The organism is Enterobacter sp. RHBSTW-00901, assembly GCF_014103115.1.
Classification (GTDB): Bacteria; Pseudomonadota; Gammaproteobacteria; order Enterobacterales; family Enterobacteriaceae; genus Enterobacter; species Enterobacter cloacae_P.
In genome coordinates this window covers 1,825,627-1,848,818 of record NZ_JABXPB010000001.1, presented here as the reverse complement: position 1 = coordinate 1,848,818, position 23,192 = coordinate 1,825,627, and the positions used below count along the sequence as shown (strand labels likewise).

General features: G+C 50.1%; 25 protein-coding genes and 1 pseudogene. 16 read left to right on the top strand and 10 right to left on the bottom strand.

All coding sequences use genetic code 11. The features are described from left to right. Positions 1–4 precede the first annotated feature (4 nt). On the bottom strand, positions 5–532 hold the full coding sequence (locus tag HV318_RS08865; RefSeq protein ID WP_000108266.1) for a hypothetical protein: 528 nt from the start codon (positions 530–532) through the stop codon (positions 5–7). A 12-nt stretch (positions 533–544) separates the two neighbouring features. Beyond that, entirely contained in the window at positions 545–814 is a 270-nt protein-coding gene (locus tag HV318_RS08860; protein ID WP_001442951.1) for a helix-turn-helix domain-containing protein, read from the bottom strand. A gap of 120 nt (positions 815–934) precedes the next feature. On the opposite strand from HV318_RS08860, the gene HV318_RS08855 reads away from it, so the two are divergent. The 8 genes and pseudogenes from HV318_RS08855 (at position 935) to HV318_RS08825 (ending at position 5,242) form a co-directional block, all read left to right on the top strand. Continuing rightward, the gene (locus tag HV318_RS08855) at positions 935–1,315 is read left to right on the top strand and encodes a hypothetical protein (RefSeq protein ID WP_032333280.1); all 381 of its coding nucleotides are present in this window, start codon (positions 935–937) and stop codon (positions 1,313–1,315) included. 157 nt (positions 1,316–1,472) lie between these two features. Continuing rightward, positions 1,473–2,015, top strand: a complete 543-nt coding sequence (locus tag HV318_RS08850) for a hypothetical protein (protein ID WP_000174655.1) — start codon at positions 1,473–1,475, stop codon at positions 2,013–2,015. A gap of 22 nt (positions 2,016–2,037) precedes the next feature. Then, the gene (locus HV318_RS08845; RefSeq protein ID WP_045146589.1) at positions 2,038–2,526 is read left to right on the top strand and encodes a JAB domain-containing protein; all 489 of its coding nucleotides are present in this window, start codon (positions 2,038–2,040) and stop codon (positions 2,524–2,526) included. An 87-nt stretch (positions 2,527–2,613) separates the two neighbouring features. Beyond that, positions 2,614–3,045, top strand: coding sequence for a DUF2787 family protein (locus HV318_RS08840; protein ID WP_032333279.1), 432 nt, complete (start codon positions 2,614–2,616; stop codon positions 3,043–3,045). A gap of 62 nt (positions 3,046–3,107) precedes the next feature. Continuing rightward, entirely contained in the window at positions 3,108–3,473 is a 366-nt protein-coding gene (locus HV318_RS08835; protein WP_032333278.1) for a type IV toxin-antitoxin system YeeU family antitoxin, read from the top strand. 109 nt (positions 3,474–3,582) lie between these two features. Further along, positions 3,583–3,939: pseudogene (locus HV318_RS24185) on the top strand (TA system toxin CbtA family protein); the annotation flags it as partial. Between the two features lie 45 nt (positions 3,940–3,984). Next, positions 3,985–4,200 (top strand): DUF905 family protein, encoded by a 216-nt coding sequence (locus HV318_RS24180; RefSeq protein ID WP_063857560.1) that lies wholly within the window; start codon positions 3,985–3,987, stop codon positions 4,198–4,200. A gap of 94 nt (positions 4,201–4,294) precedes the next feature. Continuing rightward, positions 4,295–5,242 (top strand): tyrosine-type recombinase/integrase, encoded by a 948-nt coding sequence (locus HV318_RS08825; protein ID WP_032333276.1) that lies wholly within the window; start codon positions 4,295–4,297, stop codon positions 5,240–5,242. A gap of 234 nt (positions 5,243–5,476) precedes the next feature. On the opposite strand, the gene HV318_RS08820 is transcribed toward HV318_RS08825, so the two are convergent. Further along, positions 5,477–5,971: a hypothetical protein gene (locus HV318_RS08820; RefSeq protein ID WP_063857557.1), complete on the bottom strand. Its 495-nt coding sequence runs from the start codon at positions 5,969–5,971 to the stop codon at positions 5,477–5,479. 192 nt (positions 5,972–6,163) lie between these two features. Between HV318_RS08820 and HV318_RS08815 the strand changes: the two genes are divergently transcribed. The 7 genes from HV318_RS08815 (at position 6,164) to HV318_RS08785 (ending at position 15,167) form a co-directional block, all read left to right on the top strand. After that, positions 6,164–6,358, top strand: a complete 195-nt coding sequence (locus tag HV318_RS08815) for a helix-turn-helix transcriptional regulator (RefSeq protein ID WP_032333275.1) — start codon at positions 6,164–6,166, stop codon at positions 6,356–6,358. Between the two features lies 1 nt (position 6,359). Further along, positions 6,360–7,235, top strand: coding sequence for a hypothetical protein (locus HV318_RS08810; RefSeq protein ID WP_032333274.1), 876 nt, complete (start codon positions 6,360–6,362; stop codon positions 7,233–7,235). 386 nt (positions 7,236–7,621) lie between these two features. Beyond that, positions 7,622–9,544, top strand: coding sequence for a type I restriction-modification system subunit M (locus tag HV318_RS08805; RefSeq protein ID WP_032333273.1), 1,923 nt, complete (start codon positions 7,622–7,624; stop codon positions 9,542–9,544). Beyond that, positions 9,541–10,878: a restriction endonuclease subunit S gene (locus tag HV318_RS08800; RefSeq protein ID WP_032333272.1), complete on the top strand. Its 1,338-nt coding sequence runs from the start codon at positions 9,541–9,543 to the stop codon at positions 10,876–10,878. Before HV318_RS08805 ends, HV318_RS08800 begins: the two co-directional genes overlap by 4 nt. Further along, positions 10,875–11,792, top strand: a complete 918-nt coding sequence (locus tag HV318_RS08795; RefSeq protein ID WP_023063267.1) for a DUF5655 domain-containing protein — start codon at positions 10,875–10,877, stop codon at positions 11,790–11,792. Before HV318_RS08800 ends, HV318_RS08795 begins: the two co-directional genes overlap by 4 nt. 1 nt (position 11,793) lies before the next feature. Next, entirely contained in the window at positions 11,794–14,898 is a 3,105-nt protein-coding gene (locus tag HV318_RS08790; RefSeq protein ID WP_032333271.1) for a type I restriction endonuclease subunit R, read from the top strand. Positions 14,899–14,996: 98 nt separating this feature from the next. Beyond that, complete coding sequence (locus HV318_RS08785) at positions 14,997–15,167, top strand: hypothetical protein (protein WP_000069461.1); 171 nt, start codon at positions 14,997–14,999, stop codon at positions 15,165–15,167. Here the strand turns inward: HV318_RS08785 and HV318_RS08780 are convergent. Continuing rightward, the gene (locus HV318_RS08780) at positions 15,164–15,781 is read right to left on the bottom strand and encodes a Fic/DOC family protein (RefSeq protein WP_034167216.1); all 618 of its coding nucleotides are present in this window, start codon (positions 15,779–15,781) and stop codon (positions 15,164–15,166) included. The genes HV318_RS08785 and HV318_RS08780 overlap by 4 nt on opposite strands. Before the next feature lie 325 nt (positions 15,782–16,106). Continuing rightward, positions 16,107–16,337 (bottom strand): SymE family type I addiction module toxin, encoded by a 231-nt coding sequence (locus HV318_RS08775; protein ID WP_182272456.1) that lies wholly within the window; start codon positions 16,335–16,337, stop codon positions 16,107–16,109. Between the two features lie 175 nt (positions 16,338–16,512). On the opposite strand from HV318_RS08775, the gene HV318_RS08770 reads away from it, so the two are divergent. Further along, positions 16,513–16,857 (top strand): nitrous oxide-stimulated promoter family protein, encoded by a 345-nt coding sequence (locus HV318_RS08770; protein ID WP_182272455.1) that lies wholly within the window; start codon positions 16,513–16,515, stop codon positions 16,855–16,857. Positions 16,858–16,861: 4 nt separating this feature from the next. On the opposite strand, the gene HV318_RS08765 is transcribed toward HV318_RS08770, so the two are convergent. The 5 genes from HV318_RS08765 to flhA all read right to left on the bottom strand — a co-directional run bounded on the left by HV318_RS08765 (position 16,862) and on the right by flhA (position 23,144). After that, entirely contained in the window at positions 16,862–18,100 is a 1,239-nt protein-coding gene (locus HV318_RS08765; RefSeq protein ID WP_182272454.1) for an MDR family MFS transporter, read from the bottom strand. An 11-nt stretch (positions 18,101–18,111) separates the two neighbouring features. After that, positions 18,112–18,873 carry a siderophore ABC transporter ATP-binding protein EitC gene (gene eitC, locus HV318_RS08760; RefSeq protein ID WP_182272453.1) on the bottom strand — a complete coding sequence of 254 codons (762 nt, stop codon included), beginning with the start codon at positions 18,871–18,873 and terminating at the stop codon, positions 18,112–18,114. Further along, positions 18,873–19,910, bottom strand: coding sequence for a FecCD family ABC transporter permease (locus HV318_RS08755; protein ID WP_182272452.1), 1,038 nt, complete (start codon positions 19,908–19,910; stop codon positions 18,873–18,875). The genes eitC and HV318_RS08755 overlap by 1 nt, the downstream gene beginning before the upstream one ends. Beyond that, positions 19,910–20,908, bottom strand: a complete 999-nt coding sequence (gene eitA, locus HV318_RS08750; protein WP_182272451.1) for a siderophore ABC transporter substrate-binding protein EitA — start codon at positions 20,906–20,908, stop codon at positions 19,910–19,912. Before eitA ends, HV318_RS08755 begins: the two co-directional genes overlap by 1 nt. Before the next feature lie 163 nt (positions 20,909–21,071). After that, entirely contained in the window at positions 21,072–23,144 is a 2,073-nt protein-coding gene (gene flhA, locus HV318_RS08745) for a formate hydrogenlyase transcriptional activator FlhA (protein WP_182272450.1), read from the bottom strand. Positions 23,145–23,192: the final 48 nt, after the last annotated feature.

Here is a 23,192-nt window from a genome sequence, read left to right as displayed (position 1 = left end):
ACCGTTAACGGATGCGGATATTTCTGGTGATTTTCCTGGGTGTCAGCGGGCTGCGTTTTTCCACAAAGAAATACGCAACATTGAACGCTGATTTACGATGGTTGCCTCGGCCCAGGGAGGGCCAGTTTCTGAAGGACTCAATCTGTTCTTCGGTATAGGGCGTGTCAGAAAAATCGAACAGTACCAGCAGGGCTTTGCCGTCATACTTCATCAGTTTCTTTACCTCCGTGCTGTTGACTGAGGCTGACAGTGCAGAACGGGCGGCTCCTGGCTTACGGACGGCGAACTCCACCGCCACATCGTCAATGACGAAATCAATATAGCCATGCCCGGAGATACTGCCGGGCAGTTTCCCCCGGACTTCCGGTGAGACGCTGTCGGCAAACCAACCCAGCAGGTAGCAGCGTACCAGCGGTAGCAACTCCCGTTCACTGCATTCGTTAAGGCGCAGGGTTTTGACAAATGCTTTCCGGTAAAGGGAACTAAAAAGGTACTCAAAGCATTCCGTTACTTCAGTAATGGTGGTCGACATACCCTGCTTCCTTCAGCTTTCGTTTTTGACAGACCTACCTGCATAGCGCTCAGGCCAGATGGTTTCGGGCGTAGTGTTCAGTGCCTCCGCAATAATCTTTTCCGCCCGCGGATAGTGGCGCTCAAAAGCGTTATTCAGCGTCCTGGAAGCCAGCCCGTGTTGCCGGGAGAGAGCTGACAGGGAAAGTCCCCGCTTATGCAGGGCGGCGACAATATCTGCCCGGTGCCAGTTAACAGCACTTCCCTTACTTCGCTTTTTTTGCGAATCTGTTGAGTTACTCAATGTATTCACTCCGGGTTGTTAGTACCGGAGATATTAAAAGCGAACAAAAGGAAGTTATCAAGTTCCTTTTATGGTTATTTGCGCTCATTTAACTAACGCTTTGATAAGAGGTGAAATTTTATGAGCAGTGAACAGATGACTGAGCCCTGTGATGCCGGAATGACGGACAGGGGGGAGTGGCTTACAGCAGAGCAGTTTGCCGGAATGGAAGGAATGCCGGGCACAGCGAAAGGGGCGCGGCTACGTCTGGAAAAGCTCACAGCCCTACATCCGGAAATCCGCCGCAAACGCACCAGTGGGAAGGGGTTTCTGTACCATATCAGCGCGGCAGGGATGGCGTTGAAAAGTGAGCGGGATGCGGCAGATACCTCAGCAGACGAGCAGCTTAACCTGTGGATACAGTTGTTCCGTACCATGAAACCGGCCTCTAGGGATAAACTTTTGCAGCAGGCTCTGGCTCAGGTTGCAAGGGACCTGTCTGAAGGAGACGTTAACCAGTAACAAGTGAAGGAGTCGCTGGATAAGTGATAACAAGAATCACTTGCATTAATATATTGATTTTGTTATAATTTATACAGTGGCAGCCATCATGCGCTCAGCCACTGTATCACCACCATTCCGGCTGGTTCACAGCCATCACTTATCCCGGAAATTTACAATGACACTTCCTCGAGACGTTCATGCGTCCCGCCAGGGACAGCATGACTATTTGTGTGGCATCTACAGCCTGATTAATACCCTGAGTTACCTCTATGACGGCAGAGTAAGGCGGGAAAAATTAATGTACCGCCTGCTAAGCAGCTATAAGCGACGATGGGACTTATTTGATCTCCTGACGCTTGGCCTGGATGAAGAGCAGATGGACCACCTGATAGCAGATGTTCTGCTGAGAGGGCATTACGCCCAACATTATCCCCTCTATTTTCATACTCCCTTCCGTTATCGAACCTTGAGAACTCACCGAATATTTCATGATATCAGCGACTGGCTGGCTTCACCGGAGAATCAAGCGCAGCGCGTGGTGATTATGGGGACCACATGGCACTGGTCAGTGGTGGTTCGTACCGATGCTACCCGGTTGTTTTTGTTTGATAGCCTGGGGATACGCAGCCAGCGAAAGGACACGTTTTCAGTACAACCTGAGCTGAAGCGCCATACGTTGCTGCCGGATGCCATTTACTTTGTTGAACGTGAATTCTGAACTAAAAGGTAAGGAGTACATCATGACGTTTATCGCAAGTGATCGTAGCGGTCATTATCAGACGCTGGAGCCGGTTACCCGCGAACAGATTATCCGGTTTGCCCATTCTTTGCTGACCCGCCAGTTTCGCAATCGCCGAAAAATCACCTCATCTGAAGATGTACGTCAGTGGCTGGTGATGAAGCTGGCGCTTGAAAACCGTGAATCTTTTGGTGTGATAATGCTTTCACAGCAACATCATATTCTCGGCTACCAGACATTGTTTACCGGTACGCTGAGCCAGACGATGGTTTATCCCCGCGAAATAGTCAGCCTGGCACTGACGCACAACGCTGCTGCTGTGATACTGGTGCATAACCATCCCAGTGGTGAGCCTGAACCGAGCCAGGCCGATAAACTCATTACCCAAAAAATTACAGACGCACTGGCGTTGCTGGATATCCGCGTGACCGACCATCTCATTGTGGGAGGCGACAAAGCCTGGTCTTTCGCTGAACACGGGTTACTGTGAGTTACCTGGTTTAATACACATTAACCACGGTAATCCACGTTCGCCTTATCCCTTCATTTTTAAACTGTAAATACTGAGGTTTTACCCATGAACATCAATGCCGTTATTCAACCGGCAGGCTTTGTGCTGCCTGTCAGTCTGCAGCTGTTCGACATGTTGATGGCAGAGGCGGGCGAAATACCTGCCAGTAAACATCGCGTCACCGCCGTTACGCTCAACTTCCGGGACCCGGACTACAGCGTGGAGCGGGGCGGTTATCACCCGGTGGAAATCCGGCTAGTTCACCAGGGGGACGAGTGGTGTCTGGACTACGCCACCGATTTTGGCTATGTCGGCAACGTTTATCCCGAGCTTGAGAAAATCATCGATATCAGCTGGTCGCAGGGCTATGTCTGGCACTGCCGTACAGGGGATTTGTCCCCGTCTGAGGCCCGGGCGCTATACACCCTGTGGGAGCGCAACTTCCTGAGCTATCACGCCAGCGGGGTCTACACCACCCGCGTGATGTGGGAAAGCTGAACTGAAGATAATAAAGCCCTGCCGGAGGCGTATCTCACTGGCTGGAATATGGAGACACAAATATGACCCATTCAACACATACACCGTCGCCAGCAACCCCCTGGTGGGGGCTCTGGCGTGATGTGACGCCGCTGTTTGGTGCACGACTGGTACAGGAAGGCCACAACCTACATTTTCTGGCCGACCGGGCCGGGTTTAGCGGTGTGTTCAGCGAAAGCGATGCACGCCATCTGGACCAGGCCTTTCCGCTGTTCATGAAGCAGATGGAAGGCATGCTGTTGTCTGGTGAGCTGGAGCCGCGCAGGGCGAAGGGCATCACACTGCAGGCGAAGGAACTGACTTGTGAGGCTGATACGCTTGGCTCCTGCGGCTATGTATATATCGCCATTTATCCCACTCCTGTCCCGGTTCCAGCAACACAGGACTGAACATATCCGTTCTCTCTTCTGCCGGGCGGATTTCCATAAGCGCGGGCCGGGTTGCCGTTCATGTTCGCGCCTTTTTCAATACTACCCACATTATCACGAGAATACTGTCATGAAAAAACAACCTGTCTCACCGACACGGGTGGCATCGTGCTGCCTGTCGCCTGCTGAAGTCTGGCGCACCCTGCTGACTCACCTGTTGGCACAGCACTACGGGCTTACCCTCAGCGATACGCCGTTTGGCGAGGAAGACACCATTCAGGCGCATATTGAAGCCGGTGTTCCCATGGCGGAGGCCCTGAATGCTGTCGTTGAGATGTATGATCTGGTACGCACAGACCGGGACAATGCGGGCTTTATCCTTGGCTCCCCATTGATTACTACTATTGATGTTCTCCGGGCGCGAAAAGCCACCGGGCTTCTGAATCGGGGAACGTATAAGGCCGTCAGCCATATCACGCAGGGGCGCAGGTCTGCCCCGGACCGCGCCACAATCGCTGAACCCGGAGCGCCGTTGCCGTTGCTGCCATCGGACACGTTCACCCGACAGGATGCGGAGCGTGTTGTGTCAGCGTATGACCGTGTCGCTATTGAGGATGACCAGCATACCCACTTTCGGCTGGCAATACGCGATGCTGAAGGTCAGCTTATCTGGCGGGTCTGGAACTTTGAGCCCGGAGCCGGGCAGGGTCTTAACCACTATCTGCAACGCTATGGCGTGAAAAAATGACCACGCAGGGCTGAATGACATTACCAGATGAATTGACTGCTTCCCCGGCCTGCATGGCCGGGATACTCCATTTTTCAGTATTAAGGATGATGTTATGACCTCGAACCACAAGGGCAGGCGCGCGGAAACTGTACGCCTGCAAAACGTCTCCACCACCAATCCGGCACAGCTTTGGCTGGCAGGTCTGGCGCCTGCCGGGCGCAAGGGGATGCAAAGCCAGCTTCGGCGCTGTGCCGGTATCCTGCTTCCGGGCTCGGATATCGACAGTTACCCCTGGCAGATGCTGAACTACACGGGGGTGATGCTGGTGCGCTCGGCGCTGCTGAATGAGGGCTATGCTGTTGCTACCGTGAACATGGCGCTGTCGGCGCTGAAGTCAGTTGCCGGAGTGGCCTTCAGTATGGGGATACTGGATGCTGATATGCTGGAGCGGATACGCAACGTCAGGCGGGTCAGTGGTGACGGTTGTCGGCAGGGGCGTGCGCTGGCCCGCCATGAAATCCGGTCAATGCTGACGGCGGCAGCGACGTATTCCTCCGTGCGCTGTCAGCGCGAGCGGGCCATTTTATTGCTTCTGTGTGGTGCCGGGCTGCGTGCGGGTGAGCTGGTTGCCCTTAATGTTGAGGATATTGACGTCTCCACGGGGATCGTTTGGGTCAGGGAGGGGAAAGGGCGCAAAAGTCGTGATATTCACCTTGCCGTAAAGGTTTGGACACAGCTGCGGCGCTGGCTAAAGTGCCGGGGAGGGCATGAGGGGCCGTTATTCAGTCGTATCAGCTTGGCAGACCGGCTTGGGCCACGTAGGCTTACCACTACCGGATTGACGGGGCTGTTGGCACAGCTACGCCAGGCCGCTGGCGTGGACTATTTTACCCCGCACGACCTCAGACGAACGTTCATTACACAACTATTGGAACAGGGAACCGACCTCAACGTGGTACGCCAACTGGCAGGTCATGCCGATATCGCCACAACCACCCGCTATGACTACAGGGGCCGAGGTATGCTGGACAGGGCCTCCCGAGCGTTCTGTTGCTGGTAAATCGTAATGGGGGGGATGGCCTTCGTCACCTGCTGGCTAAACAATCAAACGGGGCCAGGGACTATTTTTGATGACTCACAGGCACGTCCAGGGCGGGCTTAGTGCTATGGGGAAGCCGGGAAAGTACGACCAACTCACCACTCCTGATGAATGACACTATCGTACTTCGCGGCCTGGGTATTCCAGAGATACTTGCAGTGTACAGTCTTACCGCCTGGCGCCTCTGCTGAGGCATCATTTTTCCAGTTGTATGTCATTATTTACATACTGACTAATATCATTTTCACTCCATTCCCCTTTCTTCCTATTCGGCGCTCTGTAGCTGCTTTCATTCATGATTTCAGCAACCTCTGCAAGTCTGCGTCTATGTGTATTACGCTGACCTTTCTCGTAAAGCTTGTTAATCATCGTCCGGAGAAAGAACTTATGAGGATTGTCTGTCGCTTCGCTGGCTCTGCACTCAGTGCCCAGATTTTTAGCCACAATGTCTGATACCACTTTTTCCCCTAAGCATGCTTCTGCCTGACTGTGGATACCGGCAGTGACAGCTATACTGCGGAACATATTGATTTCATCGCCCTTCATTTTACCTTCTGACAAGTTTTCCTGAAGTAACGCCAGTAATTCCAGTGTGGTTTCGTCAAGATAAACTTTCACCTGGGTCAGTCCCGCATCTGTCCGCATCTTTGTCGACCGCTGCTGGCGGCTCATCTGTTTTTTCCCTGCCATGTGTGGCTCCCTTCTTTAGCCATTTTAACCACTCTAGCATCTCCCATGTCTGGCCGACATTGATCATACACAAGTGTCGGCCCGACAATGAAACGTCTAACGTGCTTGCAGACGTCCCAAAACGTAGCCGCAGCTTCCGAATTTCGATCTTGTGAATAAGGCACTCCTTGAACTGCTCAAGAGTGCAGAAATATGAACGAGATGAAACTGGTGAAAATTCGGGTCGTACTGGAGCGCTGTGCGGTGAGCCGCGCCACGTTGTACCGGATGATTGAGAAAGGCACTTTTCCACGCCCTAAATCCCTGACTGGAGGGCGAGCGGTAGCCTGGCTGGAAAGTGACGTCAGTGAATGGATTGCTTCCCGCGTCACTACAGGAGGCTGCTGATATGTTTGGTGCAAAAGACCGCATTGCGCGATCAGTATACGTATCGCTGACAGAAGAAGAGCGCCAACTGGAAAAGCTGGCTCTCACCATTCCAGGGTTTGAAACCCGGGATCGGATGGAGAAAGAGCGCCAGTACCGTATAAGAGCAATACAAAAAGCTGTCCAGCAGGACAGGAATGATAACGAGAATGAAAGCAAAGAAGTCAGAAAAGCACACAAAAAGTGGCGAGGAAAGGCTCTTCGGCTAAAGAGGAAACTTAAAGCCTGTATGTTAGATAAGCCATGTGGCAGTGCTGCGTGCCCACAGTGCTTCCGCCTGCACAGGTTACGTAAACTGGCTGAACTGGCCCCGCTGCGGGGGTGTATGAGCGCGTACAGAGTGGTTACGCTGGTTTATTACGATGCCATGCTGGAAGAAGAGCAGATCAGTTGCTGGGACCATAAGAAATTCCGGGAACGGGTCTACAAGATGGTAAAAAGAGCCGGATTTACGGACAAAATAGTGGGGGGCTATGAGCTGGATTTTCACACCGATATTCAGCGCTGGATGCCTCATTTGCATCTGCTGATGCCAAGAGAGCCTGGCGCGCTCAAAACGCTAAGGAAGGCGATGAAAAGAGACAAAAATATACGGGCCAGAGCAGGGATAATTAGTCGACCAATGAAAAGCCAAAAACTAAGGGATTTTGATGCGCAGGTAACTTACTGTTTCAAGGGGATGTGGCAGGAAGTAAGACCCTACCCTGATGAGGTTGGCAAAAGGAGGACCCGCAAGCACAGGCTGCCACCTGTTCTACTGGCACGGGCGCTATGTAAGCAGGATGAGATGGGGTTTACTGGACTGACATTTACTTCTGGGGTGAGAACCCGTAAGTAGTTTGTCCATAAGACAGGATGTCCATAAGCGTTTAGACGCATGTAAGCCATCAGTTGATACACTCAATGGGTATGTATATCTATATGGGTGTATCAACACTATTCAGTGAATATCGTCGGTCATGGTGTCAGATTACATCTGGCTTAAATGTTTCACAGCCCAGATGTGTCCTCCAATAATAAGTAATGTTTCCATCAGTATCTGGTCCCATCCATACCTTTTGATTGAGAAAAAGCATTAGCACTTCTGTTCATGTGGGCGATTCCAGTAATCCACGACACGTCACCCGTATGTAGCCTTACAAGAGAAAAGACTTCGCAGTTTTCACTTCTTCTTGTCCTCTCCGCTTTTACGTGGACAATAGGGCAAAATCAAGAGGTAATAAAATGACTAATTTTTCTTCAATGGCGGCTTTCTTATGGTCCGTCGCTGACTTACTACGTGGTGATTTCAAGCAATCTCAGTATGGCAGAGTGATTCTGCCATTTACCGTTCTTCGTCGTCTTGAGTGCGTGCTTGCGCCTACCAAACAGGCTGTACTTGATAAGTTACCTGTGGTTGAAAAGCTTGATGAGAACGCTGCCGATGCAATTCTTCGCCACGCTTCCGGGCAACACTTTTACAATACTTCGCCGTTGGACCTCAGTAAGTTGGGGGAAACACAGCCACGACTTAATCTTGAACGTTACATTCGCTCATTCAGCTATGACGCGCGTGAGATCTTCGAACACTTTAAATTCTATGAGTTTATACAGCAGCTTGATGATGCCAATTTACTCTACAAAGTAGCCAAAAAATTTGCCGAGGCTGATTTGAGCCCTTCTTCTGTCAGTAACCACGATATGGGGCTGATATTTGAGGACTTGATCCGCCGGTTTGCAGAAGGTTCTAACGAAACGGCGGGTGAGCACTTTACGCCACGGGATATCGTGCGACTGACAACCTCTCTGGTGTTTGCGGACGACGATGCAGCGTTGACTAAACCGGGACTGATCCGCCGCATCTACGATCCTACTGCCGGGACAGGCGGCTTCCTTTCCAGTGGTATGGAATACCTGCATGGAATAAATCCCAGTGCCAGCCTTCGGGCCTATGGTCAGGAGCTAAACCCAGAGTCTTACGCTATCTGTAAAGCGGACATGCTGATCAAGGGACAAGATATCAGCAATATCAAGCTGGGTAATACCCTCTCTGACGATCAGCTCTGGAATGAGCGTTTTGATTACTGCCTGTCCAACCCACCGTTTGGCGTTGACTGGAAAAAGATTGATACCGTTATCCGCAAAGAACATAAAAAGGGCTACGATGGGCGTTTTGGACCCGGTTTGCCGAGAGTATCCGATGGTTCTTTGCTGTTCTTGCTGCACCTGATTAGTAAGATGAACGATAACAGCCGTATCGGGATCATTCTTAATGGTTCGCCACTCTTTACCGGAGGTGCGGGCAGTGGTGAAAGCGAGATCCGCCGCTTTGTGCTGGAACAGGATCTGCTGGATGCTATTGTCGCGTTGCCGACCGATATGTTCTACAACACCGGGATTGCGACTTACATCTGGGTACTCAGCAATCATAAACCGAAAGAACGTAAGGGCAAGGTGCTGCTGATTAATGCCACGGAGCAATTTGCGCCGATGCGGAAATCTCTTGGTAGTAAGCGTAAAGAGTTAACGGAAGCGCAGATTGACGAGATTGTGAATCAGTATACGCGCTATCAACCTTCGGCTAATGTTAAGCTGTTTAAAACCTCTGATTTTGGCTATCGCCGTATTACGGTGGAAAGACCGCTTAAGCTGGCATTTTATCCACGCGATCTTGATCGTCGCGTAGCGTTGCTGGCGGATAAAGACTGGTCCAAATATGGTGATTTAGAGTTATTAGCCGCTCTGGATGCAATGGATGATAAATATTTAAGCCGGGAAAAATTCAAAAAAGCATTGCCGAAAGTTTCTGCTGCTCAGTTTAAGTTGTTGATAAAACACTTAAGTGAAACAGATGAGAATGCTGAAGTTTGTAAAACTAAGGGTAAGCCAGAACCTGACGCCAGTTTGCGTGATTATGAAAATGTGCCGTTGAGTGAATCTGTTGAAACGTATTTCACACGCGAGGTATTACCCTATATACCTGATGCGTGGATCGATATCGAAAAAACCGATCCTTATGATGGACAGGTCGGTTTAGTGGGTTATGAAATTCCTTTTAACCGCTATTTTTATCAGTATCAGTCGCCACGTTCCTTGGAAGAGATTGATCGCGACTTGGATGAAGTGAGCAGAGAAATTATGGTCTTGCTGGCGGAGGTCCATTCGTGAAGTACAGAGCATATTCAGAATATAAAGACTCTTGTGTGGAATGGCTTGGAGAGATCCCTGCTAGATGGACACTTGAGAAATTCAAATACTTGTTCCAAGTAAGTAATGAAAAAAATGGTGTGGAGCCTGTTGGGCAGATGTTATCTGTATCCGGTTATAGGGGAGTAGAAGTAAAAGAGTACAATGATGAGGCAAAGAAAAGAACGCTTGAAGAAGTAGCAGAATACCGTGTTGTGAGAAAAGGGCAGTTAGTTGTTAATACAATGTGGCTTAACTATTCTGGCCTAGGTGTTTCCGATTATGAAGGATATGTTAGTCCTGCATATAGGGCATATAGGTTTACAAAAAATGTTAATAAGAAATATATACATTATTTGTTGCGTTCAAATCCATACGTCATGGCTTATACTTCGCAAATGCAAGGTATAAGACCAAATTCATTACAAATTAAAACAGATGATTTTCAATCATTGCCTGTACTTTTGCCTTCAGTAGTTGAGCAGGAGTGTATTGCGAAATTTTTAGATTACGAATTGGATAAGATTGACCTATTAATCGACAAACAAGTTCGACTCATTGAACTTCTGAAAGAAAAACGGCAAGCGGTGATTTCTGATGTCGTAAGAAGAGGGTTAAATCATCGTGTTAAGCTCAAAGTTTCAGGAAATGAGTGGTTAGGTGAAGTGCCTGAGCACTGGGGGGTATCCCAGATAGGTTGGCTTTGTAAAGTTGGTAATGGCAGTACTCCTAATAGAGATAATCAATCCTACTGGCTTTCAGGTGATTACCCATGGCTTAATAGCTCTAAAGTAAACGATGATATTGTTACTAATGCAGAGCAATTTGTCACTTCAAAAGCATTGTTGGAGTGCAGTTTACCTTTAGTAAAAAAAGGTAGCGTCATCATTGCAATTACAGGGGAAGGGAAAACGAGAGGTACCTCCGCGTTATTGATGATGGATGCCACTATTAATCAGCATATTGCTTATATGACTCCTTTGTCAAAAAATAAAATATTACCAGAATATCTTCATTTATGGCTTCAAAGTAAATATGATCAGATTCGTTTTGAATCATCTGGTGGGGGCAGTACAAAGGCCGCAATAACTTGTTCTGACGTGAAAAAATATATTATCCCGCTACCGCCATTAAATGAGCAGAAAGTTATTGTTGCTGATGTTGAAGAAAAAAAACGATGTTTCAATACCCTTGTGATGCATTGTGAACAGCAAATATCTTTGCTAAAGGAGCGTCGTTCCGCCCTAATTTCCGCTGCCGTAACAGGTAAAATCGATGTACGCAACTGGCAACCCGCTGCTAAGGACGCTGCATGAGTGATATCCAGCTCTTTCGTTATGGTAAAAACGGTGTCTCTGAACTTCCGGGAAAATCAGCAGCCATTGAAAAAGATCTTCAGAAACTGATCGAGTCTCATATGGAGGCTTTCCTTGGGGTACGTTTTTTGGCGACAGAATACAGCACAGGCAAGACCCATAAGGGGCGCATTGACTCATTGGGGCTGGATGAAAACAACACGCCAGTGATTATCGAATATAAACGTCAGAGTAACGAGAACGTCATTAATCAGGGGTTGTTCTATCTGGACTGGCTATTAGATCATCAGGCCGAGTTCCGTTGGCTGGTGATGGATAAGTTTGGCAAACAGGTTGCTGACGATATCGATTGGTCCAATGCCCGTGTGATTTGCATTGCGGCAGATTTTACCAAATATGACGAGCATGCCGTTGCGCAGATTAACCGCAATATCAATCTTATCCGCTATAAGCTGTTTAACCCTGATCTCCTGATGTTTGAGCTGGTGAATGCTGCTACCGAGACTCACAAGCCTCAGCCTGTTGCAATAGAGAATCAGGTGCCGAAGCAGAAGAAAAATGCTCAACGCTATCGTCTGGATAAGTCTTCCCCTGAACTGGTTGCGCTTTATCAGAATATCTGTGATTTTGCTGATAGCTTGGGTGATGAGGTTCAGCGCAAAGAGTTACTGCTTTATACTGCGTTTCAGAAGATAAAGAATTTTCTAAGCGTCGTGATATGGCCCACAGCCAAAGAACCACACGTCAAGCTTTACCTGAAACTAAAACCGGAGCAGGTGATCATCTCTGATATCGTCAGAGATGTTACTAATTTGGGACACTGGGGAACCGGTGATATTGAGGTGGTTGTCCATAATCAGGCAGATTTAGCAAAAGCTAAGTTACTGATTGAGCAAGCGTATCAAGAGAACTGATATGGTATCTAAATCCGCAGAACTATTATTCCAGAATCACATTATTGAGCAACTATCATCCAGTGGTTGGTTATTTGGAAGCTCATCCGGCTATGATCGTGAAAGGGCGATTTATCCAGAAGATGCGCTTGCTTATGTACAGGAAACCCAGCCGGAAGTCTGGGACAAGTTTTGCGGAATTTATCCAAAAGATACAGATGTACATTTTCTCAACGCGGTTGAGAGACATCTTTCGGCTAAAGGAACCTTGTGGACGCTGAGACATACCTTAGCGGATCGCGGTGCTCGTTTTCAGCTTTGCACCTTTAAACCCGATCATGACCTTAATCCAGACTTGCTGGTTCGCTATTGCGCTAACCGTTTACGAGTAGTACCTGAACTGATTTATTCGCCCAATGGTTATGATGGCCGCATTGATTTGACATTGTTCCTGAATGGGTTGCCTGTCGCCACACTTGAACTGAAATCGGCGTTTAAACAATCGCTTGATGCGGCAAAACTACAGTATATCAATGACCGCCAGCCAAAAACCGGAAATAAACCAGAACCACTGTTGACCTTCAAACGCGGTGCGCTGGTCCATTTTGCGGTCAATCAGTATGAGGTGGCGATGACCACCAAACTGGATGGAAAGAAAACCTTTTTCCTGCCTTTTAACCGGGGAACCGCAGAAGGCGGGGCGGGTAACGATCAACCATTAGAGGGGTATGCGACAGCCTATCTATGGCAGGAAATCCTGCAACCGGATAACTGGCTGCGTATTTTGGGGCGCTACTTACATCTGGAGCAAAAGCGCGTTGATGATGCGCTTGGTCATCAGGAAATCAAGGAAACCCTGATTTTCCCGCGTTACCACCAATGGGTCGCTGTTCAGTCATTGCTGAATGCCGTTCGCGTGGAGGGAACAGGGCAAAAGTACCTTATTCAGCATAGCGCTGGTTCCGGTAAATCCAACTCAATAGCTTGGTTATCCCATCAGTTAGCGTCATTGTACCGCCCGGATGGTAACAAGTTTTTTAATTCGGTAATCGTTATTACAGACCGCACTGTGTTGGATGGTCAATTGCAGGACACGATTTACCAGTTTGAACATCAGGATGGTGTGGTTTGTAAAATCAGCCGTGAGTCGGGTAGTAAGTCTTCGCAACTAACCGAGGCTTTATCGTCTGGTACGGCAATTATCATCGTGACGATCCAGACTTTCCCGCATGTGCTCAAAGCTATTCAGGAAAGTACTGGTCTGAAAGGACGAAGCTTTGCTGTTATCGCTGATGAAGCACACTCAAGTCAGACGGGAACGACTGCTCGACAGCTTCGCGAAGTGCTGATGGCGGAAAAAATAGATGAAGAAGAAATGGATGGTCAGGATGTTATCAATGCGACGCTTGAGGCTCGCAGAGGTTCCTCTGATATAAGCTATTTTGCCTTTACTGCCACGCCTAAAGCCAAGACGTTAGAGCTGTTTGGTAGACCGCCTCATCCCGAAATGCCTTTGGCGAATGACAATAAACCGAAGCCATTTCATCTGTATTCAATGCGACAGGCGATCGAAGAAGAGTTTATTCTGGATGTTCTGAAAAATTACACCAGCTATGGGCAGGCTTATCGTCTGGCACATGATGCCGAAGATAAAGAAGTCGACCGCAAAAAAGCCAAAACGCAGTTGAGCAAGTGGGTTCGCTTACACCCTCACAATATTGCCCAGAAATCACAGGTCATCATTGAACATTTCCGTGAGCATGTTGCTCATTTACTAAATCACGAAGCGAAAGCGATGGTAGTAACCAGCAGTCGCCTCGAAGCAGTAAAATATAAGCAGGCGTTTGATAGCTATGTGCGAGAAAAAGGCTATAAACGTTTAACAGCAATGGTGGCGTTCTCAGGTGAAGTTGTCGATGAGGGCGAAAGCTACACGGAAAACTCGATGAACCCTGGCCTGCAAGGTCGGGATATGCGTAAAGCATTCGATACTGATGATTATCAGGTGATGCTGGTCGCTAATAAATTCCAGACAGGCTTTGACCAGCCCAAACTGGTCGCCATGTACGTTGATAAAAAACTCAAGGGCGTGGATTGTATTCAGACACTATCCCGTCTTAATCGTACGTATCCGGGGAAAAGCAGCACATTTGTTCTTGATTTTGTTAATGATCCTCAGGATATTCTGGCTGATTTTAAAGAGTATTATCAGAATGCCGAACTGGTGCAGGTATCCGATCCCAACCTTGTTTATGCCATTTTCCATAAGCTGAATGAACAGCATATATGGCAATGGCATGAAGTGATTAATTTTTCTGATGCTTATTTTGACCCGAAACGTGGTCCTGAAGCGCTAACGGGGTATTGTAAACCAGCGGTAGATCGTTTTACTCATCGTTACCGCTCCGCGATGGATGTATTACGAGGGGCGTTATCGACACTCGAAGATGCAAAGAAAAGCGGCGATGAAACTTGGCGAGTAAACTGCGAACGTAGTGTTAAGCAAGCTCGTGAAGCGAAGGACGTGCTGGATACGTTCAAAAAAGATATGAATAGCTTTATCCGTTTTTACGAGTTTGCTTCGCAAATTGTCGATCTGGCAGATGAAGAACTGGAACGCTTAAATGTCTTTGCTCGCCACTTGCTGCCGTTGTTAAGAGAGGAGCGGCTTGATGACGATCTTGATATCAGTCAGGTACAGCTAACACACTATAAACTGTGGGAAAAGCGCACCCAGGATCTGAAATTACAAGAAGGGGGAGAAGGACTTAAAGGGATCACCAGCGTCGGTGGCTCAATTGCTGAAAGGCCGAAAGATCTATTATCGCACATTCTGGAACAGCTAAATGAGTTGTTTGGCGAAGAAACGACTGATGCTGACAAGCTGGTATGGCTTGATGGCGTGGCGGCTAAAGTTTCCGAAAATGATTCTGTGATGGATCAACTTCGCCATAACGATATCGAGCAAATCATGCTTGGGGATTATCCTCAGGCCGTACAGAATGCTGTCATCGAAAGCATGGGGGCGTTTGAGAAACATTCAGTTGCTTACCTGTCTGATAAGGATGTTGCCCGTTTAGCCAATCGTTTCATACTTGATGTATTACTTAAAGGGCTTGGCCGATGAGTGAGTCTTTGACGGGGCTTAATGTGAATTCGCGCAGAAAGTTTGGTATAATGCTTAGATGATGTTTTCAGCCCAGATTTTGCTTTTCAGGAGTAATTATGAGCAACAACAAAAAAACTCAGGCAAGCTATGCTAAGCCGTCTCGTGCTGACATCGTTCGCTCAGTAGCAACATCTACGGCTGTTGAAACAGGGCAGTCCTCCGCGAAGATCGAAGCTTCCCTTGAAGCTACACGCAAAAAATTTGCTCATTTACGTCTTGCGGTTTAGCCCCTTCTTAATGCTTCTCTGACCCAGTGTCTCATCGGCTCGTAGTCCATTGATACGCCCGCATGGATAGCCGAGATATACTGGGTTTTGTTTTGCTCCCAGCTTTTATAATCCAGCGGTTTGTATCCTCCCTGAACGGCCATAACGTCGGCTAATAGTCGCGACAAACGCCCGTTTCCTTCTCTGAATGGATGGATGAGTATCAGCTCGACATGGGTTATGGCGATAGCGGTGATGAGTTGTTCTTCGTCCATGCCGCTACACGGCGTGTATTGAGTCAGATACTTCGTGTCGAACTCGTTCAGCAGTTTTGGCAACTGTGCTGAGGGGGCAAACATAAAGCCGCCTTTGCTGATATTAACCGCTCTTTCTTGTCCAGCCCACTCGTAGATGTTACCTAACCAGCGGCGATGCCAGCTTTTTAGCAGGGCTACGCTGAGTTGTCCTTCCGGGAACTGTTCTTCAAAAACAGACTGGTAGAGTTGTTCTAACAGGACAAGTTCAACCTCATCCATCTCATCAGAAGTAGCGATCCCCAGCTTATTAGCCAAAACCTGCTCGCCAGAGTCTTTCTCATACTGGCCTTCACTGCTGGATACATGGTATCGGCTCATGGGGATGCCCTGTGTTATTAGATGGATGGGAAAACAGAGGGAGTATAACGCTGGATGAGTACAGCAAACAATATTCTTAAAATCAGATAGTTACATAAATGTAGGTTGAAATATGGTTTTTATTTTCTGGTGGAAAATTATCTTTAATAATCAGCATTAACACACCAATGCATCATCGGCGTATGTGCGTCGAAATTGTCGATTGTGGTCATGGAGTTATGATATCCATTTCTTTGATAATATTACGCTTTGAGCGGCTCAGTGGCCGTTAGTTCCCTCTATTGTCGCATGAAAAAAAGGTGTGGCGCAGAAAAATGTCACGACTTTACGAGACGCCTTCCGGCATTAACTCGATGATGATTTTTCCATGCTCAACACCCACCCGAACCTGCGAATTTGTGGTAAATCCGGCTTGTTCAAGCCAGTCCCCTTTTAAGCTTAAAGCAGCATGCACGCTGTAACGTGTCGGGATTTTAGTTTTGCGGTCCTCGTGACGTTTTCTGAAATAGCCGACTTTTAAATGACGATAGGGTTTGGCGATAGCGATCTGTTGCATACGGTCTCCGGTAGATACGGGCAAAGTGTGTTTCTGATGCCTGTATAAAATACCAGTAAAATTCATGAGGGGCGGGGTTAAAACTGGAAAGCGTCTTCAGAAAACGAAATGCAACGACTGAAACCGCAAGGGATAAATGGTATTATAAATGCACTTTATTATTCGGTGACCCGTCATGTCTGATAAACGCATCGCACGAGAAAAAGAGACGATCGCCAAAATGATCGCCCTGTATGAAAAACGGTGCCCACAGGCTTCACAGGAAGAAGGGTACTATCAGGCACTTAATGCCTATGCGGATAAGCGTCTGGATAAATGCGTCTTTGGTGAGGAAAAACCAGCCTGTAAACAGTGTCCGGTACACTGCTACCAGCCCGCCAGACGTGAGGAAATGAAGCAGGTTATGCGCTGGGCAGGGCCACGCATGCTGTGGCGTCACCCCATTCTGACGATTCGCCATCTGATTGACGATCGCCGTCCGGTACCGGAATTGCCGGAAAAATATCGTCAGAAAAAGTAGTCCGTTACGTCCGGGAAGGTCGTATTGAACGGCAAATCACGGGTAACGCAAGTGCGCTACAAAAAGGAAATAACGCCAGCAGCAGCCAGGGGTAAATTGCCTGCGTTGAGGGAACCAGCGCATGATCCAGTAGCGGGCCGAAGAACAGATTCCCCGCCAGCACTGCGCAGCCCCCGGCGGTAGAGAGTGCACCATAGTGTGCCCCCAGCGTTGACGCTTCGGCAAAGTGTGGGATCAGGTCTTTTGCTGACGGTACGAGCAGCATTTGGCCCAGCGTTAACAGGGTCACAAGGCACACCGAAGGCAACAACCGTAACCAGCCTTCCGGCGGCTCTGTTGCGGCGAACAGGGAGACGCTCGCAAAGGCGGCGGCGAGCAGCAAAAAACCCACCGGTAAGATCCTGATGGCACCCACGCGTCGGGCGAAGCGCGCCAGCGGAAGCTGAAAAGCGATAATCAGTACTGAAGCCAGCATAAAGAGAGGACCGAGATCTTGCTCGCTGCCACCTGAACGCCGGATCTCTACCGGCAACGCCAGATAGAGCTGGTTATAGCTCAAAAGCCACGAGCTATAGGCAATGATAAAGGCGACAAAGCGCGGCTGGCGGAAGGTCGTCCACCAGGGAAGCACCTTTAGTACCTGTTTGCTGTGGGGTGTGGCAGGAAGGCAGAAGTACAGCACAACGAGCGCAATGACAAACACTCCAGCACCTGCCAGCGCCACCTGACGGAAGCCCAGCCCTGTCAGCAGCGCGCCGGCAACCGGGCCCAGGACCGCTCCAAGTTCACCGCACACGGCAAAAAGAGCAAACCACTCCGCCCGGCTCCGTTTTCCCTTTGCTTCGCTTTGTGTCCCCGTTTTTGCCAGCAGGGCTTCAATGGAGGGAGAGAACAGTGCCCCCCCGATCCCCGTCAGGCACGCTCCCAGAATGATGGGAAACAGGGATTGTCCGCATGCCAGCAGGAGATAACCCGCCACGCGAATAATGCAGCCGCAGAGGATAACGATCTTTGCGCCATATTTGTCAGAGAGCGCTCCACCAACGATAAACATACCCTGTTGGGAGAACGTGCGTAACCCCAGCACCAGCCCGATAAGCCCGCCAGAGAGCAACATATCGTCGCGTAAAAATATCGCCAGGAAGGGAACGACTGCGTAAAAACCAATATTAAATACGAACTGGCTACCCAATAAAACGGGCGGCCAGAGCGTTGTAGCAGAACGCAGGGAGAACAGAGACATGCAGCCTGACCCTAAACGATAAAATGAATGTGCTTTTTGCCGTGGTACGGGGAGATCTCAATTTTGGTTTTCACCCTGAACACATCCCAAAGCAATTCCTCGGATAAGATCTCCTGCGGCGTGCCTGTGGCGACAATTTGCCCTTTCTGCATCACAATCAACGAATCACAGAACATCGAGGCGTGGTTGAGGTCGTGGAGAGCCACAATGCTGGTCACCGGTAACTCGCTGATCAGGTGCATTAATTGTATCTGGTGATGAATGTCCAGGTGGTTAGTCGGTTCATCCAGCAGGATTTCGGTGGGTGTCTGCGCCAGTGCGCGGGCAATATGCACGCGCTGACGCTCCCCTCCGGACAGGCTCAGCCAGCCCTGGTCACTTTTTCCCTGCATATCCACCCTCTGCAGAGCCGCGGTGACGGCCTCGTCATCATGCGTGCTCCAGTTCGAGAAAGGAGAGTGATGCGGTATACGACCAAGTTTTACCACATCACGAACCCGCATGTTGGCATCAGTCATGCTGTGCTGTTCAACGAATGCCACCCGGCGTGCCAGCTGTTTTTTGGCGATGCGGGCAATGTTTTGCCCATCCAGCGTCACGCTACCGGTATCCGGGCGACGCAGGCCTGCCAGAATGCGCAAAAGAGAGGACTTACTACAGCCATTGGGACCAAGTAGCCCGACTGTTTCTCCCCGGGAAACGTTCAGCGAGACATTATTGACGATGACCTTTTTACCGACCTTCCAGGTAATATTTTCAGCGGAGATACTCATCACTTATTCCTTGAGCGGTAGATAATCACGGCAAAGAAAGGTACGCCAACCAGAGCCGTCACCACGCCAACGGGAAGGCTTTGCGGTGCAATCAGTATGCGAGAGGCGATATCCGCCAACACCATCAGGACCGCCCCGGCCAGTGCACTGGCAATCAGCAACGTGCGGTGCAGCGGGCCGAAGAAGAAGCGCATGACGTGCGGCACAACCAGCCCCACAAAGCCGATAGAGCCAGCCATGCTGACGATAGTCGCGGTGATGAGTGCAGTGGTGGTAAAGAGGATCAGGCGTACCCAGGGCACGGCAATACCCAGAGAGGCGGCGGCATCATCACCAAAGGTAAAGGCATCCAGTGCGCGGGAATAGTAGAGGCAAACGGCAAGCCCAATCGGTACCACCACCAGAATCAGTTGAAACTCAGGCCATCTTACACCGCTGAAACTCCCCAGCAGCCAGAACATCACATCACGTGCCTGCTGAGCACTGGCAGAGGTACTGATGGTGTAAGCGGTGATCGCGTTGAAGAGCTGCGACGCGGCAACGCCCGCCAGAATGGTGCGTTCATTGCCGCCGCGTGCGCCGTTGGTCAGGAAGGCGACAAAAACAAAGGCGGCAAATGCCCCGGCAAATGCGCCCGCGGAGAGAGAAACCGCACCGGTGCCAATACCCAATACGACCACAGAAACCGCACCTGTTGATGCTCCCGCAGAAACACCGAGCACGTAGGGCTCAGCCAGTGCGTTCTTCAACAGGCTTTGCAGCACTGCTCCGCAGATGGCCAGACCAGCACCACAGCATGCCGCCACCAGGGCGCGGCTCAGGCGGAAGTCCCAAATCACGCTCTCGTAGATGCGGTTGAGGGGAACATCGGTCAGGCCGATTTTATTGCTGACGGTGTAAAAGACGTTTTGCAGCGGGATCGAAAGTTCGCCGACGCTGACACTCAGGGCAATGACCACGAACAACAGTACTGTTGCGAGCAAACACGAGGTGGTCAGGAGCAGTCCCTGTCGCGCCTGAATAATGGCCGTCGTCATCAGTTCAGCCCCAGTTTTCTGAGCTGTTCACCCACTTGTTCAGCCCCGTAAATCGTGCGGATTGTCGGGTTCATCGCCTGACCATCCATCACCACAATATGACCTTTTTTCACTGCATCCAGCTGGCTGACGGCAGGATCACTTTTCAGGAATTTGATTTTTTCTTCAGCATTATCAAGCGCCCAACGGTTACGATCCAGGCTGGAGACCACGATCACATCGGGGTTCGCGGCGATGATGCTTTCCCAGCCCACCGTCGGCCATTCGGTTTCGGAGGTGATGGCGTTATGTCCACCGAGAACGTTGGCGATAAACCCAGAGGCGCTGTTTTTTCCGCCTACGTAAGCATCAGCAGAAGGGGAAGAACTGGAGAACCAGAAGACAAAAGAGAGATCCTTTTTATTCTTACTGAACGTTTTACGCAGGTCATTCTCACGTTTTTTGAAATCGGCAATCAGTGCTTCGCCACGAGATTGCACGTTAAAGATTGCCGCGAAATCTTCAATCTCTTTATAGAGCAAGGTCATATTCCACAGCTTTTGACGGCTGCCGTACATATCACCTGCGGCTTTTTTGGTTGCACACATCCCCGGAGATAAATAGCTGTTTACGCCGACGGTGGCCAAATCTTCACGTTTTGCCACCTTGCTTTCTGGCCCCAGTAAGAGGGGGAGTTGTGCAGGAACAAAATCAGGGTTTTGCGCAAGGATTGATTCAAGGGTGGGGATTTCTACCGTCAGCGTTTTGATTTTTGCATTTTGTTCAGCCAGCTGCGGCAGAACTTTGGTCGGCCAAAACGCACTGGCGGTAATGTTATTTTGCAGGCCTAACAGCAGCAAGATCTCGACGGTATTCTGACCGAGAGCAACCACCCGCTCAGGGGCTTTAGTAAATGTCTCTTTATACCCGCAGTTTTCAATCGTCAGAGGGTACGTGGTTGCCAGAGCAGAACTGGCTGACGCAAACGCCAGGCTTAACGCGCAGATGATTTTTTTCATTAAACGCTCCCCGTCATTAAAATTATTTTTAATGTAAATGAAACTCATTATTAAGGCGGGATTTTATACAGAGGAAAAGATTTTGTGTCAATGAAGGCCACTTCACGGAGATAACACGGGGGGAGCGAAGGGCGGTGCGCATGCTGCCGCCCTGTATCAGACGTTAAACCAGGCTCTCTTTATCAATTCCCAGACGCTTCATGCGAGACAACAGCGTGGTGCGTTTCAGCCCCAGCCGCTGTGCCGCGCCTTTTGGTCCGGCAACCACACCGTTCGTCTCTTTCAGCACGCGCATAATCAGCTGGCATTCGTTTTCACCGTCCTGTGCCACGTCGGTTGCTATCACGGAGGTTTCCGGCAGAGAGACTTCCGGCAGCGACAGTTGCAATACGCTGCCGCGCGTCAGCAGTACCGCGCGTTCAATGACGTTTTCCAGTTCGCGCACGTTGCCGGGCCACTCCATCAACGAGAGGGTACGCAACGTCTCGGCGGGAATGCTGTCGATGTTTCGCCCCATCCGGCGCGCAATTTTAGCCGTAAAGGCTTTGACCAGCAGGGGGATATCTTCCGGGCGTTCGCGCAGCGGCGGCAGGCAAATCGGGAAGACGTTCAGGCGATAATAGAGATCGCTTCGAAACTCGCGGTCGGCGACCATTTTTTTCAAGTCGCGGTTGGTGGCGGCAATCAATCGCACGTCTGTCTGAATCAGTTTGTTGCTGCCGAGGCGTTCAAACTCCTGCTCCTGCAGGACGCGAAGCAGTTTTGGCTGCAGCTCCAGCGGCATATCGCCCACTTCATCCAGAAACAGCGAGCTTTTATCCGCCAGCTCAAAACGGCCCAGACGCTGGCTACTGGCACCGGTAAAGGCACCGCGTTCATGGCCGAAGAGATCGCTTTCCAGCAAACCTGCAGGCATGGCGGCGCAGTTCATCTTCACCATGCGACGGCTGTTGCGGTTACTTAAATTGTGGATCGCGCGGGCAATCAGCTCTTTACCCGTGCCCGTTTCACCCAGGATAAGCACCGTACTGTCGCTTTGAGCCACCATCTCAACCTGCTTGAGTACGCTGTACATCGCTTCGCTACGCCCGATAATCTCACCAAACTCACTGTCAACGTTGTTGAGCTGCTCGGTCAGCGCCAGGTTTTCATCCACCAGCCGTTCTTTCAGACGGTGGATTTCCTGATAGGCCAGCGCGTTATCCAGCGCGATGGAGATACGCTCGGCGATCTGGCGCAGCAGCTTCAGGTTGGCGGTAGTAAAAACACCTTCCTCACACTGCGCCAGCTTCAGGACGCCCAGCATGGTGTTGCCGGACATCAGGGGGAGCAGACACAGCGTCTGGATGTTATTGCCCCAGATGTTAAACAGCATCCGCTCGTAGGGGGCCTGTGCATCCTGTTCATTGAGATTGAGCAGCAGGATCTCTTTGCTTTTGAACACCCGTTCAGAAAGGGTGCCTGCTTCATCCACTTCGCTCTGCTCGTGAGCCGGGTTTGCCTCATCAAGATAGTGCGTGGAGTAAATATTCAGTTTGCCCTTACGATGGCCCCGGAGCGCAATGCTGATGGCATCGATTTTGAAATAGTGGTGGATCTCTTTCGAGACTTCGCTGACCAGTTCATCCATGTCGAGCCGTGACAGCACGGCGTTAGTGATCGCCACCAGAATGCGGAAGTTGTCACGCTCGCGGCTCAGCAGGTCGTAGTCCACATTGTTACTGACGCGGCTTTGGATCTGCTCTGCAACGACGGCCACTATCTGGGTAAAGGTGTGCAGACGCTCATATTCCGCCTCGCTCCACGACTGGTCGGTATTGCGAATAAACTCGCAGCCACCGAAAATATGGCCTTCCACGGCCAGCGGCAGCAGGCAGTAGTGCCCGAATGGCGGATATAAATGGCTCTCTGCCAGCATCGGCCAGGCTTGTCGGAATTCATCAAAGTTGCAGTGCAGGGCTTCCGGGCGGGAAAGAATACGCCGGACAGGGCCATGTGCCAGGAAAGTTTCATCTTCATATTCAAAGATTTTGCCGCTATCTCGTGTGGAGTAATAGCTCGCGCGATGGCTCCCGCTATGCCAGAGCACAATGGCGGCGCTGTCCGCCAGCGCAGATTGTCTGACCAGCCGCGTCAGGGTATCGCTCAGCGAGCCGAGGTCGGGCTGCTGCAAAAGTGTGCGCGTGATGTCAAACAGGCCTTGCTGTCCAAGATTGCTCATCGGTGTATACGGCATAGTGCTTTCCAGTAGAAACGGGCAAATATAGATAAATTCAGTGCTGAC

Coding starts and splice junctions, on each gene's coding strand:
- HV318_RS08865 (WP_000108266.1), bottom strand. CDS start 532: ATGTCGACCACCATTACTGAAGTAACGGAATGCTTTGAGTACCTTTTT.
- HV318_RS08855 (WP_032333280.1), top strand. CDS start 935: ATGAGCAGTGAACAGATGACTGAGCCCTGTGATGCCGGAATGACGGAC.
- HV318_RS08850 (WP_000174655.1), top strand. CDS start 1,473: ATGACACTTCCTCGAGACGTTCATGCGTCCCGCCAGGGACAGCATGAC.
- HV318_RS08845 (WP_045146589.1), top strand. CDS start 2,038: ATGACGTTTATCGCAAGTGATCGTAGCGGTCATTATCAGACGCTGGAG.
- HV318_RS08840 (WP_032333279.1), top strand. CDS start 2,614: ATGAACATCAATGCCGTTATTCAACCGGCAGGCTTTGTGCTGCCTGTC.
- HV318_RS08835 (WP_032333278.1), top strand. CDS start 3,108: ATGACCCATTCAACACATACACCGTCGCCAGCAACCCCCTGGTGGGGG.
- HV318_RS08825 (WP_032333276.1), top strand. CDS start 4,295: ATGACCTCGAACCACAAGGGCAGGCGCGCGGAAACTGTACGCCTGCAA.
- HV318_RS08820 (WP_063857557.1), bottom strand. CDS start 5,971: ATGGCAGGGAAAAAACAGATGAGCCGCCAGCAGCGGTCGACAAAGATG.
- HV318_RS08815 (WP_032333275.1), top strand. CDS start 6,164: ATGAACGAGATGAAACTGGTGAAAATTCGGGTCGTACTGGAGCGCTGT.
- HV318_RS08810 (WP_032333274.1), top strand. CDS start 6,360: ATGTTTGGTGCAAAAGACCGCATTGCGCGATCAGTATACGTATCGCTG.
- HV318_RS08805 (WP_032333273.1), top strand. CDS start 7,622: ATGACTAATTTTTCTTCAATGGCGGCTTTCTTATGGTCCGTCGCTGAC.
- HV318_RS08795 (WP_023063267.1), top strand. CDS start 10,875: ATGAGTGATATCCAGCTCTTTCGTTATGGTAAAAACGGTGTCTCTGAA.
- HV318_RS08790 (WP_032333271.1), top strand. CDS start 11,794: ATGGTATCTAAATCCGCAGAACTATTATTCCAGAATCACATTATTGAG.
- HV318_RS08785 (WP_000069461.1), top strand. CDS start 14,997: ATGAGCAACAACAAAAAAACTCAGGCAAGCTATGCTAAGCCGTCTCGT.
- HV318_RS08780 (WP_034167216.1), bottom strand. CDS start 15,781: ATGAGCCGATACCATGTATCCAGCAGTGAAGGCCAGTATGAGAAAGAC.
- HV318_RS08775 (WP_182272456.1), bottom strand. CDS start 16,337: ATGCAACAGATCGCTATCGCCAAACCCTATCGTCATTTAAAAGTCGGC.
- HV318_RS08770 (WP_182272455.1), top strand. CDS start 16,513: ATGTCTGATAAACGCATCGCACGAGAAAAAGAGACGATCGCCAAAATG.
- HV318_RS08765 (WP_182272454.1), bottom strand. CDS start 18,100: ATGTCTCTGTTCTCCCTGCGTTCTGCTACAACGCTCTGGCCGCCCGTT.
- eitC (WP_182272453.1), bottom strand. CDS start 18,873: ATGAGTATCTCCGCTGAAAATATTACCTGGAAGGTCGGTAAAAAGGTC.
- HV318_RS08755 (WP_182272452.1), bottom strand. CDS start 19,910: ATGACGACGGCCATTATTCAGGCGCGACAGGGACTGCTCCTGACCACC.
- eitA (WP_182272451.1), bottom strand. CDS start 20,908: ATGAAAAAAATCATCTGCGCGTTAAGCCTGGCGTTTGCGTCAGCCAGT.
- flhA (WP_182272450.1), bottom strand. CDS start 23,144: ATGCCGTATACACCGATGAGCAATCTTGGACAGCAAGGCCTGTTTGAC.